The 21,187-nt window shown below is 69.4% G+C and carries 7 protein-coding genes, 3 rRNA genes and 2 pseudogenes; 3 read left to right on the top strand and 9 right to left on the bottom strand.

The genetic code is table 11. The features are described from left to right. Positions 1-185: 185 nt before the first annotated feature. The 4 genes from rrf to V2W30_RS18800 form a co-directional block, all read right to left on the bottom strand. A 5S ribosomal RNA gene (gene rrf / locus V2W30_RS18785) occupies positions 186-302 on the bottom strand. Positions 303-390: 88 nt separating this feature from the next. Then, a 23S ribosomal RNA gene (locus V2W30_RS18790) occupies positions 391-3,513 on the bottom strand. Positions 3,514-3,817: 304 nt separating this feature from the next. Further along, positions 3,818-5,342, bottom strand: a 16S ribosomal RNA gene (locus V2W30_RS18795). Together the 16S, 23S and 5S rRNA genes form the textbook arrangement of a ribosomal RNA operon. A 675-nt stretch (positions 5,343-6,017) precedes the next feature. Further along, positions 6,018-6,572 (bottom strand): MarR family transcriptional regulator, encoded by a 555-nt coding sequence (locus V2W30_RS18800; protein WP_338698064.1) that lies wholly within the window; start codon positions 6,570-6,572, stop codon positions 6,018-6,020. A 141-nt stretch (positions 6,573-6,713) separates the two neighbouring features. Here V2W30_RS18800 and V2W30_RS18805 point away from each other — a divergent pair, with 141 nt between their 5' ends. Then, a complete protein-coding gene (locus tag V2W30_RS18805) occupies positions 6,714-7,985 on the top strand; it encodes an MFS transporter (protein ID WP_338703679.1) in 1,272 nt (423 codons plus the stop codon). A gap of 7 nt (positions 7,986-7,992) precedes the next feature. Here the strand turns inward: V2W30_RS18805 and V2W30_RS18810 are convergent, their stop codons facing one another. From V2W30_RS18810 to V2W30_RS18820, 3 genes are all read right to left on the bottom strand, one after another. Further along, entirely contained in the window at positions 7,993-8,811 is an 819-nt protein-coding gene (locus V2W30_RS18810) for a class I SAM-dependent methyltransferase (RefSeq protein ID WP_338698066.1), read from the bottom strand. 49 nt (positions 8,812-8,860) lie between these two features. After that, positions 8,861-10,513 (bottom strand): ATP-binding SpoIIE family protein phosphatase, encoded by a 1,653-nt coding sequence (locus V2W30_RS18815; RefSeq protein WP_338698068.1) that lies wholly within the window; start codon positions 10,511-10,513, stop codon positions 8,861-8,863. A gap of 158 nt (positions 10,514-10,671) precedes the next feature. Then, a complete protein-coding gene (locus V2W30_RS18820) occupies positions 10,672-12,105 on the bottom strand; it encodes an NAD(P)/FAD-dependent oxidoreductase (RefSeq protein ID WP_338698070.1) in 1,434 nt (477 codons plus the stop codon). 362 nt (positions 12,106-12,467) lie between these two features. Here V2W30_RS18820 and V2W30_RS18825 point away from each other — a divergent pair, with 362 nt between their 5' ends. After that, positions 12,468-13,232, top strand: a complete 765-nt coding sequence (locus V2W30_RS18825; protein WP_338698072.1) for a helix-turn-helix domain-containing protein — start codon at positions 12,468-12,470, stop codon at positions 13,230-13,232. Between the two features lie 225 nt (positions 13,233-13,457). After that, positions 13,458-15,344 (top strand): annotated as a pseudogene (locus tag V2W30_RS18830) (sigma-70 family RNA polymerase sigma factor). On the opposite strand, the gene V2W30_RS18835 reads toward V2W30_RS18830, so the two are convergent. After that, positions 15,331-18,567, bottom strand: a complete 3,237-nt coding sequence (locus V2W30_RS18835; RefSeq protein WP_338698073.1) for an ATP-binding protein — start codon at positions 18,565-18,567, stop codon at positions 15,331-15,333. The pseudogene V2W30_RS18830 and the gene V2W30_RS18835 sit on opposite strands and share 14 nt — an antisense overlap. Positions 18,568-18,830: 263 nt before the next feature. Next, positions 18,831-20,923 (bottom strand): annotated as a pseudogene (locus V2W30_RS18840) (asparagine synthase-related protein). Positions 20,924-21,187: the final 264 nt, after the last annotated feature.

Genomic DNA, 21,187 nt, shown 5'->3' on the forward strand with positions numbered 1-21,187 from the left:
GCCGGGTGCGCTCGGACGACTTCAGCTAGGTCCTGTCCGGCGACCCACGGCATCCCGCGCTCCCGGGTGGAGTCCGTCCTCGACCTCGTAATTGGTGGAGCCGGCCTAGAAGACGGAACGCCTCGAATACCCTTGAAACGCAGAAAAGCCCCGTGCCAGAGGCACGGGGCTTTTCCCTAAAACTTGTTCGGCGGCGTCCTACTCTCCCACAGGGTCCCCCCTGCAGTACCATCGGCGCTGTGAGGCTTAGCTTCCGGGTTCGGAATGTAACCGGGCGTTTCCCTCACGCTATGACCACCGAAACACTATGAAACTGTCAACCGGAGTCGTGGCCTATGACTACGACGGTTGTTCATGGTTTCAGAACCAACACAGTGGACGCGAGCAACTGAGGACAAGCCCTCGGCCTATTAGTACCAGTCACCTCCACCCGTTACCGGGCTTCCAGATCTGGCCTATCAACCCAGTCGTCTACTGGGAGCCTTAACCCCTCAAAGGGGGTGGGAGTCCTCATCTTGAAGCAGGCTTCCCGCTTAGATGCTTTCAGCGGTTATCCTTTCCGAACGTAGCCAACCAGCCATGCCCTTGGCAGGACAACTGGCACACCAGAGGTTCGTCCGTCCCGGTCCTCTCGTACTAGGGACAGCTCTTCTCAAGACTCCTGCGCGCGCAGCGGATAGGGACCGAACTGTCTCACGACGTTCTAAACCCAGCTCGCGTACCGCTTTAATGGGCGAACAGCCCAACCCTTGGGACCGACTCCAGCCCCAGGATGCGACGAGCCGACATCGAGGTGCCAAACCATCCCGTCGATATGGACTCTTGGGGAAGATCAGCCTGTTATCCCCGGGGTACCTTTTATCCGTTGAGCGACGGCGCTTCCACAAGCCACCGCCGGATCACTAGTCCCGACTTTCGTCCCTGCTCGACCCGTCGGTCTCACAGTCAAGCTCCCTTGTGCACTTACACTCAACACCTGATTACCAACCAGGCTGAGGGAACCTTTGGGCGCCTCCGTTACTCTTTGGGAGGCAACCGCCCCAGTTAAACTACCCATCAGACACTGTCCCTGATCCGGATCACGGACCCAGGTTAGACATCCAGCACGACCAGAGTGGTATTTCAACGACGACTCCCCAACCACTGGCGTGGCTGGTTCAAAGTCTCCCACCTATCCTACACAAGCCGAACCGAACACCAATATCAAACTGTAGTAAAGGTCCCGGGGTCTTTCCGTCCTGCTGCGCGAAACGAGCATCTTTACTCGTAGTGCAATTTCACCGGGCCTATGGTTGAGACAGTCGAGAAGTCGTTACGCCATTCGTGCAGGTCGGAACTTACCCGACAAGGAATTTCGCTACCTTAGGATGGTTATAGTTACCACCGCCGTTTACTGGCGCTTAAGTTCTCAGCTTCGCACACCCGAAAGTGCACTAACCGGTCCCCTTAACGTTCCAGCACCGGGCAGGCGTCAGTCCGTATACATCGCCTTACGGCTTCGCACGGACCTGTGTTTTTAGTAAACAGTCGCTTCTCGCTGGTCTCTGCGGCCACCCCCAGCTCATGGAGTAAATCCAATCACCAGTGATGGCCCCCCTTCTCCCGAAGTTACGGGGGCATTTTGCCGAGTTCCTTAACCATAGTTCACCCGAACGCCTCGGTATTCTCTACCTGACCACCTGAGTCGGTTTAGGGTACGGGCCGCCATGAAACTCGCTAGAGGCTTTTCTCGACAGCATAGGATCATCCACTTCACCACAATCGGCTCGGCATCAGGTCTCACCCTCATGTGCGACGGATTTACCTATCACACGGGCTACACCCTTACCCCGGGACAACCACCGCCCGGGCTGGACTACCTTCCTGCGTCACCCCATCACTCACCTACTACCAACTTGGGCCGGCGGCTCCACCACTTTCCATTCCCCGAAGGGTCCGGAACGGCTTCACGGCCTTAGCATCACTGGATTCGATGTTTGACGCTTCACAGCGGGTACCGGAATATCAACCGGTTATCCATCGACTACGCCTGTCGGCCTCGCCTTAGGTCCCGACTTACCCTGGGCAGATCAGCTTGACCCAGGAACCCTTAGTCAATCGGCGCACACGTTTCTCACGTGTGTATCGCTACTCATGCCTGCATTCTCACTCGTGAACCGTCCACAACTCGCTTCCGCGGCTGCTTCACCCGGCACACGACGCTCCCCTACCCATCCCAGCAGGCGTTGGCCCTATATGCTGGAATGACACGACTTCGGCGGTACGCTTGAGCCCCGCTACATTGTCGGCGCGGAATCACTAGACCAGTGAGCTATTACGCACTCTTTCAAGGGTGGCTGCTTCTAAGCCAACCTCCTGGTTGTCTCTGCGACTCCACATCCTTTCCCACTTAGCGTACGCTTAGGGGCCTTAGTCGATGCTCTGGGCTGTTTCCCTCTCGACCATGGAGCTTATCCCCCACAGTCTCACTGCCGTGCTCTCACTTACCGGCATTCGGAGTTTGGCTAAGGTCAGTAACCCGGTAGGGCCCATCGCCTATCCAGTGCTCTACCTCCGGCAAGAAACACACGACGCTGCACCTAAATGCATTTCGGGGAGAACCAGCTATCACGGAGTTTGATTGGCCTTTCACCCCTAACCACAGGTCATCCCCCAGGTTTTCAACCCTGGTGGGTTCGGTCCTCCACGAAGTCTTACCTCCGCTTCAACCTGCCCATGGCTAGATCACTCCGCTTCGGGTCTTGAGCGCGCTACTGAATCGCCCTATTCGGACTCGCTTTCGCTACGGCTTCCCCACACGGGTTAACCTCGCAACACACCGCAAACTCGCAGGCTCATTCTTCAAAAGGCACGCAGTCACGACGCAAGGAACAAGTTCCTTGCGCGACGCTCCCACGGCTTGTAGGCACACGGTTTCAGGTACTATTTCACTCCGCTCCCGCGGTACTTTTCACCATTCCCTCACGGTACTATCCGCTATCGGTCACCAGGGAATATTTAGGCTTAACGGGTGGTCCCGCCAGATTCACACGGGATTTCTCGGGCCCCGTGCTACTTGGGTGTCTCTTAAACGAGCCGCTGACGTTTCGACTACGGGGGTCTTACCCTCTACGCCGGACCTTTCGCATGTCCTTCGTCTACATCAACGGTTTCTGACTCGTCTCACAGCCGGCAGACTGTGACAAAGAGATCCCACAACCCCTGCATGCAACCCCTGCCGGGTCTCACACATACAAGGTTTGGCCTCATCCGGTTTCGCTCGCCACTACTCCCGGAATCACGGTTGTTTTCTCTTCCTGCGGGTACTGAGATGTTTCACTTCCCCGCGTTCCCTCCACATACCCTATGTGTTCAGGTATGGGTGACAGCCCATGACGACTGCCGGGTTTCCCCATTCGGAAACCCCCGGATCAAAGCCTGGTTGACGGCTCCCCGGGGACTATCGTGGCCTCCCACGTCCTTCATCGGTTCCTGGTGCCAAGGCATCCACCGTGCGCCCTTAAAAACTTGGCCACAGATGCTCGCGTCCACTGTGCAGTTCTCAAACAACGACCAACCACCCATCACCCCGAACCAACCGGTTCGAGTGCACTGGGGCCGGCACTGAAGGCGACCACACGGCCGTACCTTCAGACACCCAACAGCGTGCCCGACACCCTCGCCTGATCTTTTCGCTTTCCACGCCGAAGCAGTACTTACGACCAGAGCAGGTCAAGTGTGCCGAATAATCAACGTTCCACCCATGAGCAACCACCGTCGAACGTTTGCCGACGTAGTGGCCTCTGACCGAGCGAACTCGGTAAGAAGTGCTCCTTAGAAAGGAGGTGATCCAGCCGCACCTTCCGGTACGGCTACCTTGTTACGACTTCGTCCCAATCGCCAGTCCCACCTTCGACAGCTCCCTCCCACAAGGGGTTGGGCCACCGGCTTCGGGTGTTACCGACTTTCGTGACGTGACGGGCGGTGTGTACAAGGCCCGGGAACGTATTCACCGCAGCAATGCTGATCTGCGATTACTAGCAACTCCAACTTCATGGGGTCGAGTTGCAGACCCCAATCCGAACTGAGACCGACTTTTTGAGATTCGCTCCACCTTGCGGTATCGCAGCTCATTGTATCGGCCATTGTAGCACGTGTGCAGCCCAAGACATAAGGGGCATGATGACTTGACGTCGTCCCCACCTTCCTCCGAGTTGACCCCGGCGGTCTCCTGTGAGTCCCCATCACCCCGAAGGGCATGCTGGCAACACAGAACAAGGGTTGCGCTCGTTGCGGGACTTAACCCAACATCTCACGACACGAGCTGACGACAGCCATGCACCACCTGTACACCGACCACAAGGGGGGCACTATCTCTAATGCTTTCCGGTGTATGTCAAGCCTTGGTAAGGTTCTTCGCGTTGCGTCGAATTAAGCCACATGCTCCGCTGCTTGTGCGGGCCCCCGTCAATTCCTTTGAGTTTTAGCCTTGCGGCCGTACTCCCCAGGCGGGGAACTTAATGCGTTAGCTGCGGCACCGACGACGTGGAATGTCGCCAACACCTAGTTCCCACCGTTTACGGCGTGGACTACCAGGGTATCTAATCCTGTTCGCTCCCCACGCTTTCGCTCCTCAGCGTCAGTAATGGCCCAGAGATCCGCCTTCGCCACCGGTGTTCCTCCTGATATCTGCGCATTTCACCGCTACACCAGGAATTCCGATCTCCCCTACCACACTCTAGCCTGCCCGTATCGACTGCAGACCCGGGGTTAAGCCCCGGGCTTTCACAACCGACGTGACAAGCCGCCTACGAGCTCTTTACGCCCAATAATTCCGGACAACGCTTGCGCCCTACGTATTACCGCGGCTGCTGGCACGTAGTTAGCCGGCGCTTCTTCTGCAGGTACCGTCACTTTCGCTTCTTCCCTGCTGAAAGAGGTTTACAACCCGAAGGCCGTCATCCCTCACGCGGCGTCGCTGCATCAGGCTTTCGCCCATTGTGCAATATTCCCCACTGCTGCCTCCCGTAGGAGTCTGGGCCGTGTCTCAGTCCCAGTGTGGCCGGTCGCCCTCTCAGGCCGGCTACCCGTCGTCGCCTTGGTGAGCCACTACCTCACCAACAAGCTGATAGGCCGCGGGCTCATCCTTCACCGCCGGAGCTTTCAACCTCCCCCATGCGAGGAGAGGTGGTATCCGGTATTAGACCCCGTTTCCAGGGCTTGTCCCAGAGTGAAGGGCAGATTGCCCACGTGTTACTCACCCGTTCGCCACTAATCCACCCCGAAGGGCTTCATCGTTCGACTTGCATGTGTTAAGCACGCCGCCAGCGTTCGTCCTGAGCCAGGATCAAACTCTCCGTGAATGTTTCCCCGTAATCGGGGTGACACCACGAGAGCGGAACAACCAGGAGGAATAATCCCGGTCGTTCACAGCGTCCTCGCTGTGCGCCTGCCAACCCACTAGAGGCCGACAGGACTTTTTCAAAGGAACCTCATCTTCGACCCGAAAGGGCCGGAGACGGGGTATCAACATATCTGGCGTTGATTTTTGGCACGCTGTTGAGTTCTCAAGGAACGGACGCTTCCTTTGTACTCACCCTCTCGGGCTTTCCTCCGGGCGCTTCCCTTCGGTCTTGCTGTCTTGCGTTTCCGACTCTATCAGATCTTTCCGATCCGATTTCCTCGGGGTCTTGCTGGTCCTGCTTTTCGCTTTCCGGCCTTTCGGCCTTCCTGCGGTGTCGACTCTATCAGATCCTTTCGGGCCTGATTCCCAGTCAACCGGGTTTGTCTTTGCGGCTGTTGGGCCGTTCCGACGTCCAGAACATTAGCGGATTCCCGCCCCCGTACCTAATCGGGGTCGAAATCGAATTCGGGCATGCCGAAAACAATCCCGGAAGGAGATCGTGCTGGTGTTTTGGGTGCCGCATCAGCGGCGGAAGGTGTTGTCGGAGAACCGTTACGGCTCTGCGGCAACCCGAAGAACCTTACGCATCGGGCGGGGGCGTGTCAACCCCCGCCTCCATGAATCTCTGGGAGCCTCAGTCGAGGTCGTTGAGGCGGCCGCCGGCGTCCGGCTGGGCGTCCTCCACGCGGCGCAGCAGGCGGGTGAGGACCTCGCCGAGTGCGCCGCGCTCCGCGGGGGTGAGGTCCTGGAGGAGGTCCTCCTCGAAGACCGAGGCCAGGCGCATCGCGGCCAGCCACTTCTCGCGGCCCTCGGCGGTGAGCTCGACGATGACGCGGACGCGGTTGCTCTCGTCGCGGTCCCGCGTGACCAGGCCCTCCTGGACCATGCGGTCGATGCGGTGGGTCATCGCGGCGGGGGTGAGGCCGAGCCGCTTGGCAAGGTCGCCGGGGCCCATCCGATAGGGGGCGCCCGAGAGGACCAGGGCCTTGAGGACCTCCCACTCGGCGTTGCTGATGCCGATCTCCGAGGTCTGCCGGCCGTACGCCACGTTCATGCGGCGGTTGAGTCTGCCGAGCGCCGAGACGATCTGCTCGACCTGGGGGTCGAGGTCCTGGAACTCGCGCTGGTACGCGGCGATCTGCTCTTCGAGGGTCGGCTCGGCTGTCGGCCCGCCGGGGGTGTCCGCCATGGCGGGAAGTATGGCACGCATGTGGTTGGCGTTGAAGTCCTTCTCTGTGTACTGTTTAGCATCGAACTTTAGCTTCGAAGTCTTCAGGTCTAACGCCTGACGGCGGCACACTCGAAAGGGCAGGTGAAAGTGACCAGGGCGATGGGCGCGGCGATGCGCCGGATCCAGGTGGGCAGCGCGCTGAGCGCGTTCGGCATCGGCTTCACGGTTCCGTTCCTCTACGTGTATGTGGCGGAGGTCAGGGAGCTGGGGGCCGGGGCGGCCGGCATCGTGCTGGCCGCGTTCGCCATGGCCGCCCTCATCGTCCTGCCCTTCACCGGTCGCGCGATCGACCGGCGCGGACCGCTGCCCGTACTGGTGGCGGCGTCCGTCGTGGCGTCCGTCGGTGCGCTGAGCCTGGGGCTCGCGAACAGTGAGGCGACCGCGATCGCCGCGGCCGCCGTGCTGGGTGCGGGTACCGCCGTGCTCCAGCCCGCGCTCGCGACGATGATCGTGTGGTGCTCGGCGCCGGAGACACGGACGCGCTCCTTCGCCATGCAGTTCTTCCTCCAGAACCTGGGTCTCGGTATCGGCGGCCTCATCGGCGGCCAGATCGTGGACGAGAGCCGCCCGGACAGCTTCCTGCTGCTCTTCGGCATCGAGGCCGTGATGTTCCTGGTGCTCGCCGGTGTCGTCCTGACCGTACGGATCCCGCACGCGCCCGGCATCGGTGACGCGGTGCCGAAGGGGCAGGGCGGGGGCGGGCTGCGGACGCTGCTCGGGCACCGGGCGATGGTGCAGCTGTGCGTGCTCGGCTTCGTCCTGTTCTTCGCCTGCTACGGGCAGTTCGAGTCGGGGCTGAGTGCCTACGGTGTCGAGGCGGCCGGGATCTCCCCGTCCACGCTGGGCATCGCGCTGGCCGCCAACACGGCCATGATCGTCGTCGCGCAGTTCGCCGTGCTCAAGTTCGTCGAGCGCAGGAAGCGGTCGCGGGTCATCGCCTCCGTCGGGCTGATCTGGGCCGTCGCCTGGATCGCGGCGGGGTACGCGGGGCTCGGGGGCGGCAGCCAGGCCATGGCCACCGCCGCGTTCATCTCCACGTACGCGCTGTTCGGGCTCGGTGAGGCGATGCTGTCGCCGACCGTGGCGCCGCTGGTCGCCGATCTCGCGCCGGCCGGAATGGTCGGCTCGTACAACTCGGCCTTCGCGCTGGTCAAGCAGCTCGCGCTGGCCGTCGGTCCGGCCGTGGGCGGGCCGATGGGGGCCGCGCTGCACGGCCCGTACATCGTGACGTTCGTGCTGTTCTCGCTGGGGATCACGGTCCTCGCGCTGCGGCTCGGGAAGCGGCTGACCCCCGTACAGAACCAGCCGTCGCTGGCGGGGAGCCGGGTCGTGGCGCAGAGCGTGCCGGAGCCGGCCGCAGCGGAGGCGTGAGCGCGGGTCAGCGGGTCGCGGTCGTCAGCGTCGCCGTGAAGGGGAGCGTCACCGTGCCGTCGGGGGACGTGCGGTCCGCGAAGCGGGCGGCGAGGACACGGCCGGTCTCCTTCAGCGCCTGCTCCCCGTGCGCCTCGGCGATCCTGCGGCCCCACGGCAGCGCCGACAGATGGCCCGCCGCGAAGCCGGCGAGCGGGGGCAGCGTCACGTCGAGCGTGAGGACGCGGGACGTCGCGTCGTGGAAGCCCGCCTTGTGCAGCGCCTCGGCGACGACGTCGCCGGTGCAGCGGAACGCCGCGGTGAAGTCGGTCGCGGCGTCCGGACCCGCGTACCGGTCGACGGCCTCGTGCTGTGCGGTGAAGTAGGGGGAACGGTCCGGATGCGTCCAGGTCGTGGCGGCGAACCGGCCGCCGGGGCGCGTGACCCGGGCCGCCTCGCCGAGCGCCGTCGCGAGGTCGGGGAAGAACTGCACGCCCTGCTGGCACAGGACCGCGTCGAAGAGGTCGTCGTCGTACGGCAGGTGCTCGGCGGGAGCCTCGGTGAACTCGATGTCGGGGTAGAGGTGCGGCCGGTGCGCGAGGGCGACCGTGAGCATCGCCGCGTTGACGTCCGCGCCGTGCACCCGGCCGGTCGGGCCGACCCGGGCCGCGGCGAGCCGGGCGGTGAAGCCCGTGCCGCAGGCCAGGTCGAGGACGGAGTCGCCGGGGGCGAGACCCGCGCTGTCGACGAGCGCGGTGACGAACGGCGCCATGATCGGGGCGACGTACCGCTCGTAGCGCTCGGGGGCGTTGCCGGTGAGGTGGAAACCTGCTGAGGCGTCGCTCATGTCGGTCATAGGAGCTGACTAGCACCCCCGCCCGGCGGGCGGAAGCCTCTCAGCCCGTGGCGCGCGGGAGGACGAACTCGCACCACACCGCCTTGCCGCCGCCCGGCGTGCGCCGCGAGCCCCAGTTCGAGGTGATCGTCGCGACGATGGCGATGCCCCGGCCCGTCTCGTCCGCCGGGTCCGCTCTGCGGCGACGGGGCAGGTGGTCGTCGCCGTCGGTCACCTCGATGATCAGGCGGCGGTCCGTGCGGCGCAGCCGCAGCCGCATCGGTGGGGTGCCGTGCTGGAGCGAGTTGGCGACGAGCTCGCTCGCGGCGAGGACGCCCAGGTCGTGGAGTTCCGGGGTGAAGCGCCAGCTCGACAGGACGCCGGAGGCGAAGGCCCGCGCGCGCGGTGCCGCCTCGACGCCGCCGAGGAGTTCGAGCGCCGCGTTGCGGAACAGTTCGCCGTCCGCGCCCTTGCGGGCCGGGTGCTGGAGGACCAGGACCGCGACGTCGTCGTCGTGGTCCGCGGTGACGCCGAGCGCGCGGATCAGCCGGTCGCAGACGACCTGGGGCGTGCCGGTCGCACCGCCCAGCGCCCGTTCGAGCGCGGCCACGCCCTCGTCGATGTCCTCGTCCCTGCGCTCCACCAGACCGTCGGTGTACATGACGGCGGTCGAGCCGGGGCCGAGCGGCACCGAGCCCGAGGTGTGCAGCCAGCCGCCGGTGCCGAGCGGCGGGCCCGTGGGCTCCTCGGCGCGGTGGATCGTGCCGTTCTCGTCGCGTACGAGGATGGGGAGATGGCCCGCGGACGCGTAGACCAGGCGGCCCTCGTTCGGGTCGTGGACGGCGTAGACGCAGGTGGCGATCTGCTGCGGGTCGATCTCCGTGGCCAGGCCGTCGAGGAGTTGCAGTACCTCGTGCGGGGGCAGGTCGAGGCGGGCGTAGGCGCGGACCGCCGTGCGGAGCTGGCCCATGACGGCCGCCGCGCGGACACCGCGGCCCATGACGTCGCCGATGACCAGGGCCGTGCGGCCGCCGCCGAGGGTGATGACGTCGTACCAGTCGCCGCCGACCGCGGCCTCGGTGCCGCCGGGCTGGTAGGTGGCGGCGATCCGCAGGTCGTCGGGCTCCTCCAGCTCCTGGGGCAGCAGGGAACGCTGGAGGGTGACGGCCGTCTCGCGCTGCTCGCGCTCGCTGGTCCGCAGCCGCTCGGCGGCCTCCGCGTGGTCGGTGACGTCGGCCGCGAAGATCAGCACGCCGGGGCCCTCCGCGGTCTCCAGCGGAGTGCAGGTGATCGTGTACGAGCGGCCGCCGGCGGCCTTGCGGGACTTGACCGTGCGCGGCTTCGCGCTGCGCAGCACCTGGTCGAGCAGGGGCAGCAGGCTCAGGTCGGCGAGTTCGGGCAGGGCCTCGCGGGCCGGTTCGCCGGTGGGGCGGTCGCCGAAGGCCGCGGTGTACGCGTCGTTGACGTACGCGACGCGGTGCTCCGGGCCGTGCACCAGGGCGACCAGGGCCGGGATGCGGTCGAGGACCTCGCGGACGGGCAGCTCGCCGACGACGCCACCGCCGCCGTCCTCGGGGAGTTCGTCGGTCGGCAGCTGCTCGGCGCGGGCCGCGGGCACCGCGCCGTCGCCTCGCTGGGGTACGCCGTGGTCGACCCGCGCCGCGGCGCGGCGCTGCGTTCCGGGGAGCCGGGCGCTCCAGCGCGTGAAGTTCACTGTGGGACAAGCCTCGTGGGGTCGAGGGCGGGCGAAGAGCCCGCCCATGGTCGTGGACCAGTCTGGCCGACCGTACTGACAAACATCAGACGCCGGTCCGTGGGCGGGAGTTCCGCGTTCCGGTGGGCCGGACGCCCGCGATGGCGTCAACAGAGCGGTCAGGGCGACCCTTTCGGGCTGCCGGACGGCGGTGCGGAAGGGTCCTCAGGAGGGACGGCACCGGCCGCGAGTTCGAACTCGGCGCGCGGCTGCTCCAGGGAACCCAGCGAGACGATCTCCCTCTTGAACAGTCCTGAGAGGGTCCATTCGGTCAGGACGCGGGCCTTCCGGTTGACGGTGGGCACCCGGCTGAGGTGGTAGACGCGGTGCATGAACCAGGCAGGGTAGCCCTTCACCTTGCGTCCGTAGACGTGTGCGACGCCTTTGTGGAGGCCGAGCGAGGCCACCGAGCCCACGTAGGCGTGCTCGTAGTCGGTGAGCGGCTGCCCGCGCAGGGAGGCCGCGATGTTCTCGGCGAGGGTCCTGGCCTGGCGCACGGCGTGCTGGGCGTTGGGCGCGCACTCCTTGCCGGGCGCGGTGACGTCGGGGACGGCCGCGGCGTCGCCCGCGCCCCACGCGTGCGGGGCGCCGTCCACGGCGAGCTGCGCGGTGCACTTGAGGCGGCCGCGTTCGTTCAGCGGCAGGTCCGTGGCGGCGAGCAGCGGACTCGGTTTGACGCCGGCCGTCCACACGACCGTACGCGTGGGGAAGCGGGAGCCGTCGCTGAGCACGGCGACCCGGTTCTCGCAGGATTCGAGGCGGGTCTCCAGGCGTACGTCGATGTTGCGGCCGCGCAGTTCACGGATCGTGTACCGGCCCATTTCCGGGCCGACTTCGGGGAGGATCCGGTCGCTGGCCTCGACGAGGATCCACTTCAGGTCCTCGGGTTTCACGTTGTGGTAGTACTTCGCCGCGTACCGGGCCATGTCCTCCAGCTCGCCGAGCGCCTCGACGCCCGCGTACCCGCCGCCCACGAAGACGAAGGTGAGCGCCGCGTCGCGGATCGCCGGGTCGCGGGTGGAGGACGCGATGTCGAGCTGCTCGATGACGTGGTTGCGCAGGCCGACGGCCTCCTCGACCGTCTTGAACCCGATGCCGTGGTCGGCGAGTCCGGGGACCGGGAGGGTGCGCGAGATCGAGCCGGGCGCGAGGACCAGTTCGTCGTACGGGAGCGCGGCCGGGCCGGTGCCCTCCTCGTCGCTGGCGAGGGTGGTGTACGTGGCGCTGCGCTTGGTGTGGTCGACGGCGACGACCTCGCCGACGATGACGTGGCACTGGTCGAGGACGCGGCGCAGCGGGACGACGACGTGGCGCGGCGAGATGGAGCCCGCGGCGGCCTCGGGCAGGAACGGCTGGTACGTCATGTACGGGTCGGGGGTGATCACGACGATCTCCACCGCGCCGCTCCTGAGCTCGTGTTTGAGCTTCTTCTGGAGGCGCAGGGCCGTGTACATCCCGACGTAGCCGCCGCCGACAACGAGAATGCGCGCACCCCTCGGGGGTTCGGGGGTCGTCCCCCGCTTGTTTGCAGCCCTCACCCTCCCATGACGCATCGGCCCCTTGTGTTTGTCCACAGCCCCGACAATTTGTGTGACGGAACGGAAGGGCTCGTACCGGTCCGGCGGCCGACCGGGGGCTGGGAAAGGTCCGCAGGTCAGGGGGCGCACGGGGGGTGGACGACAGGGGTGCAATCGGGGCGGAAACGGCGGGTACTCCGTTCGGGGGGCGCTCTGTGCGGAACCTGCCCCTTCTGAATTGACTCCCGCTCAACTATGTTCGTGTGCTGTCGGGGTGTCGGGGGATGCACTGGCGGGCCCGTCAGGCGGACCCGGAAATCGCTGTCTGTTCCTCACGCTCCGGCTGACAATGACGGGGAGTGTCTCCGGGGGGAGACGTCATTACCGGGGGAACACATATGCACATTCAGGACTCTCATTGGACCTCAGCGTCTGCCGTCGCGCCTTCGGGCGTCGCCGGAGGCGCCAACGGGCGCGGTGCGAGCGACAGTTCGCGCAACACGCCCCTGCGCGTGGACGCACAGCGCAATCTCGAACACGTGCTGCGCGCGGCCCGCGAGGTCTTCGGCGAGCTGGGGTACGGGGCACCCATGGAGGACGTGGCGCGTCGCGCCCGCGTCGGTGTGGGCACGGTCTACCGGCGCTTCCCCAGCAAGGACGTACTGGTGCGACGGATCGCCGAGGAGGAGACCTCCCGGCTGACCGACCAGGCGCGGACGGCGCTCGGCCAGGAGGACGAGCCGTGGTCGGCGCTCTCGCGCTTCCTGCGGACCTCGGTGGCCTCGGGCGCGGGCCGGCTGCTGCCGCCCCAGGTGCTGCGCGTGGGCGTCGCGGACGAAGGCGCCGAGCGGGACGAGACCAGGGTTCCGCAGCAGCGGGCCGCGGCGGACGGGCCCGAGCTGCGGCTCGTGGAGCAGCGGACGCCGGTGCAGGACGGTGTGCCCGCGGACGACGCGGGGGCGGCGGCGCTGCTCGAGGTCGTGGGGCGGCTCGTGGACCGGGCGCGCGAGGCCGGCGAACTGCGGTCGGACGTGACCGTCTCGGACGTGCTGCTCGTCATCGCGACGGCGGCGCCCTCGCTGCCGGACGCGGCGCAGCAGCAGGCGGCGTCCTCGCGGCTGCTGGACATCCTTCTGGAAGGGCTGCGCTCGCGGCCCGCATAGCACGTCGGGTGAGGTGACCGCGGGCGGCAGGATCGCGCCGCTCGCGGTCAACTCCCTTACACGGACAGTTCGTTGATCCTTCCCCGTACGGGTGAGCCGTAGTGCTCAGGTCCGGGAAGTCTCCACGGATGAGTGGTTGCCGTGCAGGGACCCGCTCCGCACTCGGCCCGTGTGGCACTCTTTCCCGGTGGTCGGGTCAGAGTGTGGGGTCGGGGGCTTTCCGCGATGAGCGTTGACGGGCGGGACGAGCAGCGGTCGGACGGTGAGGGGGAGAGCGCCGGGGAACCCGTGGTCCAGCAGGTGCCGAGCCAGGGCGGCCCCGGGCGGGCGTCGGGCGCGGCACGGGCCGGGACCGGGGCCGAGGCGTCCGTCCCGGCGCAGCGCGAGAGCGGACCGGGTGAACCTCCCTCCTCCGACGCCGACTTGATCGGGCGGATGCGTGGGGGCGACGACACCGCGTACGAGGAGCTGTACCGCAGGCACGCCGCCGCCGTACGCCGCTACGCCCGCACCTGCTGCCGGGACGGGCACACCGCCGACGACCTGACCGCCGAGGTCTTCGCCCGCATGCTCCAGGCCGTGCGCGGCGGCAGCGGGCCCGAGCACGCCGTGCGCGCCTATCTGCTGACCACCGTGCGACGCGTCGCCGCGGGGTGGACGAAGTCGGCCAAAAGGGAACATCTGGTAGATGACTTCGCGGTGTTCGCCGCGCAGGCCTCCCGGACGAACGAGGTGTCCGACGACGACACCCTCGACCTCGGCGCCGACGTCCTCGCCATGCACGAGGCCGAGCAGTCGATGGCCATGCAGGCCTTCCGCTCACTGCCCGAGCGCTGGCAGGCCGTGCTGTGGCACACCGAGGTCGAGGACGAGTCGCCCAGTGACGTCGCCACGCTCTTCGGCCTCGACGCCAACGGCACCCGGGTGCTCGCCAAGCGCGCCCGCGAGGGCCTCAAGGAGGCCTACCTCCAGGCGCACGTCTCGGCCACGCTGACCGAGTCCGAGGAGTGCTCCCGGTACGCGGACCGGCTCGGCGCGTACGCCCGCGGCAGCCTGCGCACCCGGGCCGAGCGCGGCCTGCGCAAGCACCTGGAGGAGTGCGCCAAGTGCCGCCTCGCGGCCGGGCAGATCAAGGAAGTCGCCAGCGGCATCCCCGGTGTCGTGCCGATCGCGGTCATCGGCTGGTTCGGTGCCGCCGGGTACGCGAAGGCCGCCGCCCTCATCGGCGGTGGCGCCGCGGGTGCGGCGGGCGCGGGGGCCGCGGGTGCGGCCGCGGCGTCGGGTGGCTCGTCGGGCGGTGCGGCCGGTGGCGCCGCCGCCTCCGAGGGCTCGGCGCGCCCGCGAAGGCCGGGATCGCGGCCGGTGTGGTGGCGGCCGCGACCGCCGCGGCGCTGGCGATCGCGCTCACCGGCGCCGAGCCGAAGAAGGCCGAGCCGGAGGCGAAGCAGGAGAAGCCGCCGGTCTCGCAGCCGATCGTGCCGCAGAAGCCGTCGCCGGAGCCCGCGAAGCAGCGGCCCGAGCCCCGGCGCCGGAGCCCACCCCGACGCCGACCCCGAAGCCGACGCCCACCCCCACGCCGAAGCCCAAGCCCACCCCAAGCCGACGCCCCCCAAGCCGAAACCGAAGCCGAAGCCCACCCCGACGCCGACCCCGAAGCCGACTCCCCCGCCGGCGCCCCCGGCCGTCTACCAGTGGAACCAGCTGGCGTACGGCGCACTCGGCGACGGCACCAAGCCCGAGATGCGGCTCGGCGAGAGCAGCTGGGTGTGGCAGCGCTACGGCCTGTCGATCGGCAACAAGCAGTACGCGAACGGGGTCTCGGTGCACGCGCAGTCCTCGGTCACCATCGACCTGAACCGCGGCTGCACGGCGTACGACGCGGTCGCCGGCGTCGACGACATGACGCTGGGCCTGGGCGCCGTCCGGTTCTCCGTCTACGTCGACGGAGCGCGGGCCTGGCAGTCGCCGGTGGTCCACGGCCACGACCCGGCGGTGCCGGTGCACGTGAACCTGGCGGGGGCGAAGACGATCAGGCTCGTGGTCGAACCCCACACCCCGTTCGGCTCGGTGGCCCTCGCCGACTGGGCGGAGTCCCGCTTCACCTGCGGCTGAGCTCGGCCAGGACCTCGGGCCTGGTGAGGGCGGCGCCCGCCGCGCACTCGGACAGGTACCGCTCGGCACCGAGGGAGGCCCGCACCTCGGCCTCGACGGCGGCGCACTCCTCGCGCTCCGGCATGGGCCGCGGCCGGCCCCCGCGGAGCACCTCCGAGAACGCGAACAGGCGTGCCGCGCGCGCCATGTCGCCGCAGCGGGCCAGGAGTTCGGCGCCGACGTCCACCAGGGCCGCGCCGACCGCCTCCGAACAGCGGTCGAGGAGCTCGTCCGCCAGCGCCTCGGCGAGGAGCGCGAGACCGGCCTGCGGACCCGACTCGGCGGCCGTGGACCGCGCGTCGACCAAGGTGAGCGCCGCGATGAACTGCGGCGGCGGTGTGCCCTCGCGGGCCACCCTGCGGGAGATCCCGCACAGCTCGCGCGCGCGGGCCACCTGCCCGTCGGAAAGGGCGAGTTGGGCCCGCAGCAGCGCGGCGAACGCCTCGCTGTCCTTGGTCCCGTACTGCTCCGCCTCCTCGCTCGCCGCGTCGAGGATCCGCTGCGCGTCCTCCCGCTCGCCCGCGCGGAAGGCGATCTCGGCGAGGCGCGCCATCAGGAACGGCGTCTCGGCGTACGCCCCCACCTCGTAGGCGAGCCGCAGCGCCTCCTCGTACTCGGTCTTCGCCTCCTGGAAGCGGCCGCGCCCCATGTCGGCCTCGCCCGCGGCGCTGAGTACCTGCGCCCGCATCCAGCGGTCGCCCACCCGCCGGCTGATGTCCCGCAGCTCGGCGAGGTCCTCGTCCACCCCCCGCATGTTGCCCGGCGCGTCGACCGCCGTGTGCGTACGGAACATGAGGGTGACGCCGACCTCCCAGTCGCCGCCGTAGCGGCGGCAGTTGGCGACGGCGGAGTCCAGCGCCGCGCGCACGTCCCGCACGTTCTCCGTGAGGAAGAGCGAGAAGGGCCAGATGATCCCCGGGAACCGGGCGCCCATGCGGCTGGGGGGCGCGAAGGCGGCGCGCACACGGTCCACGTACGCGCGGTCCTCGTCACTGGCGACGGCCTGATGGGGATGCGACTCGGAGATCAGGAACAGGGCGAGCAGCCGCAGATTCATCCGGGGCCAGTACAGCGGGTCCGCCGGGTCGTCCGGAGCCGTGCGGTCCGGCATCAGCTTGATGACGGCCTCGACCCACTCCGAGCCCTCGGGGCGGTAGTTGCGCAGCCACCAGAACCAGCCCATGTGCAGCGCCACGGCGATCGCCGTCTCCTCGTCGATCAGGTCGGGCGAGGACGTGACGCGGTGCAGGGCCGCGCGGATGTTGTCCAGCTCCGTCTCCAGGCGCTGGATCCACGGGAGCTGTTCGGCGGAGCGCACCTTGGGGTCGGCCTCCGCGACCAGCGCGCGCACGTACGCGAGGTGGCGGCGCTCGGCGTCCCGCTGGAGCCCGGGGGTCTCGGCGGCGCGCTCGGTGGCGTACTCGTGGATGGTCTCCAGCATCCGGTAGCGCATGCCGGACGCCCCGCGGGCGGCCGGGGTGGCGATCAGCAGGGACTTGTCCACGAGGGAGCCGACGATGTCGGCGGCGCCCTGCGGGGAGCAGACCGTCTCGGCCGCCTCCAGGTCCCAGCCGCCCGCGAAGACGGAGAGCTCGCACAGCACGGTGCGCTCGCGCTCGTCGAGCAGCTCCCAGGACCAGTCGACGACCGCGCGCAGGGTCTGCTGGCGGGGCAGCACGGTGCGGCTGCCGCTGGTCAGCAGGCGGAAGCGGTCGTCGAGGCGGTCCGCGATCTGGCGGGGCGTGAGCAGCCGGAGCCGGGCGGCCGCCAGCTCGATGGCGAGCGGCAGGCCGTCGAGGCGGCGGCAGATCTCGGCGATGGCCTGTGGATCCTGGCTGGGGTCGAAGCCGGGGCTGACCGTGGCGGCCCGCTCGGTGAACAGGCGGTGGGCCGGGTCCGGTGGCAGCGGCTCGACGGGGCGGACGGACTCCCCCGGTACGCCGAGGGGTTCGCGGCTGGTGGCGAGGATCGTGAGGCCCGGGCAGTGGGTGAGGAGGGTCTCCGCCAGCTCGGCTGCCGCGTCGATCACATGCTCGCAGTTGTCAAGGATCAGGAGCAGGGTGCGCTGGGCGCAGTGCTCGATGAGGAACCGGGTCGGATCGTCGTGCGGCGATACGGACATCTCGCTCGTGATCAGAGTCGTCTCCCGCAGGTCCAGTGCGCTGACGACCGCGCCCGGGACCGCCCGCGGGTCCTCGAGCGGCGCCAGCTCGACCAGCCAGGCGCCGGCGGCCGGGAAGGCGGCCTCCTCTGCCAGGCGGGTCTTGCCGGAGCCACCCGGGCCCGTGAGCGTGACCAGGCGTGCTCCTCGCAAGTCGGAACGGATCGCGTCGAGTTCGGGTTCCCGGCCGACGAAGGAATTCAGGCGGGGGCGCAGGTTGCCGGTCCTGGCCGGGGGCCGTGCGACGGAAGGTCCGGAGGGGGCCCGGGGTGCGGATGCGGTGTGCGGGGCGGGCGTGGCTCGCGGGGCGGGCTCGGCCAGCAACTCCGCGTGCAGCGCGACGAGTTCGGGTCCGGGGTCGGCGCCGAGGCCGTCCGCGAGCGTGCGGCGGGCCTCCTCGTACGCGGCGAGCGCGTCGGCGCCCCGGCCCGCGGCGCGCAGGGCGCGGATGAGCAGGGCGTGCAGCGGCTCGTCGTACGGGTGGGCCGCGGTGAGTTCCCGCAGTTCCGGTACGAGTTCGGCGGCGCGGCCCAGCCGCAGGTCGGCGCTCACGCGCGCGCGGGTGGCCTCCAGGCGCTGGGCCTCGGGGCGGGTGCCCGCGCTGTGGTCGGGGAGGTCGGCGAGGGCCGGGCCCTGCCACAGGGCGAGGGCTTCGCGCAGGGTGCGGGCGGCCGTCTCCGGATCGTCCGCGCCGAGGGCCGCGGTGCCTTCCCTGACCAGGCGCTCGAAGACGTACAGGTCGATGTCGTCGCGGGTCGCCGCGAGCCGGTAGCCGCCCGCCTGCGAGGTGATCGCGTCCTTGCCGAGCGCCCGGCGCAGCCGCCCGACGAGGGCCTGGAGGGCGGCCGGGGCGTCGGCGGGCGGATCGTCCGCCCAGACGTCGTCGATGAGGGCGTCGGTCGGCGCGGCGTGCGGGACGTGCAGGGCCAGGGACGCGAGCAGGGCACGCAGCCGCGGCCCCCCTACGGGTACGGGGGTGCCGTCGTCGTGTGCCTGCGTGGTTCCCAGGATCGTGTACTGCACCTGGGCATTGTCGCCGAGGCGGCCCCGGGACACCCGACCTTTTGAGCGGGCCTCGGGCGGGGCCAGGGGACGGGTCCGCTCCGGATGTGCCCTCGGGCGGGGGCCGGGGCCACCGGGTGGGTCCGCCCAGGACGTGGCGGCGGGCGGGAGCCGATGCCCGGGGCGGGTCCGCCCAGGACGGTCCCTCGGGCGGGACCCGAAGGCGGGACCCCGAGGCGGGACCCGGAGGCAGGCCCCGAAGGCAGGCCCCGAGGCAGGTCCGGTCAGGACGTGCCCGCCCCCAAGGCCCTCTCCGGTACGACGCTGCCGGTGGGGACGGCACGCGCGCGGGCCGGGGTGCCGGTCCAGCAGGTGCCGCGCCGGGACAGGAGGCGGCGCAGCCACAGCTCCAGGGCGACGAGGTCCGCGAGGCCGTCGAGGGGCAGGGGTTCGCCGTCGGCGGCGGCGCGCAGGGCCTTGCGCACGACGCGGGCCTCGATGAGTCCGGTCTGGGCCAGCAGCGGGGTGTCGAACAGGGCGATGAGGGTGTCCGCCGAGACGCGCAGGCCGGTGCGGGCCGCCGCCGCGGAGGTGGCGTGGGACGGGGCGCCCCACCCCGGCGGCAGGTCGCTGACGCCGGCGCCTTCCAGGACGGTGCGCAGGATCGCCGCGCGGGCGCCGGGCTGGACGCGCAGGGACTCGGGCAGGGCGCGGCAGGCGCGGACCACCTGGTTGTCGAGGAACGGGGCGTGCAGGCGCTGGAAGCGGACCTCCGCCGCCTGTTCGAGGATGCGCAGGTCGGACGCGTGCCGGGCGAGGGCGGCGCGGGCCCGGAACTCTCCGGGCCGCTGCCCCGGGCCGCCCCTGGCCGCGTCGTCCCCTCCTGTAGGCGAACCGATACTTCAGCCAGGGCCTCACCGGTCAGCCAGCGCGCGGCGGGCCCGGGTCTGGCCCACGCGAGCGCGGCGAGGGACGCGCCGACGGCACCGCCCGGCTCGTCGAAGCGGCGGTGCAGCAGGCGGTCGGCGAGACCGTCGAGGCCCGCCTTGTAGGACGTACGGGCGAGCTTTCTGGCCGCTCCGTAGACGCGGGCCGGAACGGTGAACGAACCGTCCGCCTTCGTGAGCGCCGCGACCGGCCGCAGCATCGAGCGGCGCCGCCGGTCCATCAACAGGTCGGCCAGGCGCGCCGGATGGGCGTCGAGGACCTGGCGCGCGCCGTAGCCGGTGAAGTGGTCGGCGCTGCCGGAGGCGAGGCGGGCGCGGTGCCGGGCCGCGGTGACGAGGGCGGAGCTGGGCTCGTCGGTGAGCGGCCCCTCCAGGTCGGCGTAGGGCAGGGCCTCCTCGCCCGCCGCCACCACCACGTGGTGGAGGCGGGGGTTGGCCGCGATCGCCCCGGCCCGCTCCAGTTCCGCCTCGTGGTGGGACGTCGCGGTCGAGATGTCGTTGAAGGTCACCGCGAGGAGGCGCTCGCCGGCTCCCGTGCCGTGGCCGAGGACCGTGCCGGGCATGCCGGGCAGCCCCGCCGCGAGCAGCGCGAGGGTGCCGGAGGCCGGGCCGCCGGAGAGGTCGGCGCCGATGCCGGGCACGGGCATGCCGCGGGCCGCGCGGCGCTCGGCCGGTCCCATGCCGGGCACGGGCCCCGGGTCCAGGTCGGTGCCCGGTACGTGCCGGGGTGCGGCGAGCCGGGTCCGTACCGCGTCCACGAGGGCGTCCCTGACGCCGTCCACGGCGCGCTCCGGGTCCCCGGAGGGCGCGGCCACCGCGAGGGACGCCACGGCCTCGTAGCCGGCGATCTCGCGGGCGCCCGCGCGCAGGACCAGCGCGTGGCCGGGCGGGATGCGGCGCACGCCCTGGTACGGCGTCGAGTCGTGCAGCGCTTCGGGGACGTCCGGGGCGGCGAGCAGCGCCGCCAGGTGGCCGACGTCCAGGTGGGCCTCGATGAGGTCGGCGAGCGGGAGCGCCGCCGTCGCGTACGCCGTGCCGCCCGCCCACGGGGTGTAGAACACCGGCCGCGCGCCCGCCAGATCGCCCACCACCATGACGCGGCGGCCCACTTGGACGACCGCGGTGTAGCTGCCGGGCCAGGCCGTGAGGTGGCGCAGGGCGCCGCCGCGCGCGGCGAACAGGCCCACGCGCAGTTGTTCGTCGGAGGCGCCGCACACGCCGAGCACCGCGATCCGGGTCTGGTCGTCGGCCTTCACGATGCGTACTTCGTCGGGGCGCCAGTCGCCGACCGCCCACAGCGGATCCGGGTCGCCCCACAGGAGTTGGGACCCGACCGGGTGTACCGTCTCGCCCTCCGTGCCGGTGGCCCCCGCGGAGCCGAGGGCGAGCGCCCCGGGGGCGGTACTGCTCCACCCCACCAACCACCGCATCGCCGCCTCCACAAGCTGTGGACAACCAGGAGGTCCCCATGCTGCCACGAAGGAGGCGTCGAAGAGGGGGCAAGTGAGGAGCGCGAAATGGCCTCTGCGCTCCCGAATGCGCCCCTTTTGAGCGGTGGTTGAACCGTGGCACTACCCCCGCGACGCAGGACGACGGGGTCGAGATTCGGCCAAATCGGCCCGTGATGGCCGGAGCTGGACACCCCGCTTCGGCCACAGCGCGCAACGCACAGTCCGGGAGGCGTAGTTCGCCTC

Origin of the sequence: Streptomyces sp. Q6 (genome assembly GCF_036967205.1) — a bacterium.
Lineage (GTDB): Bacteria > Actinomycetota > Actinomycetes > Streptomycetales > Streptomycetaceae > Streptomyces > Streptomyces citrinus.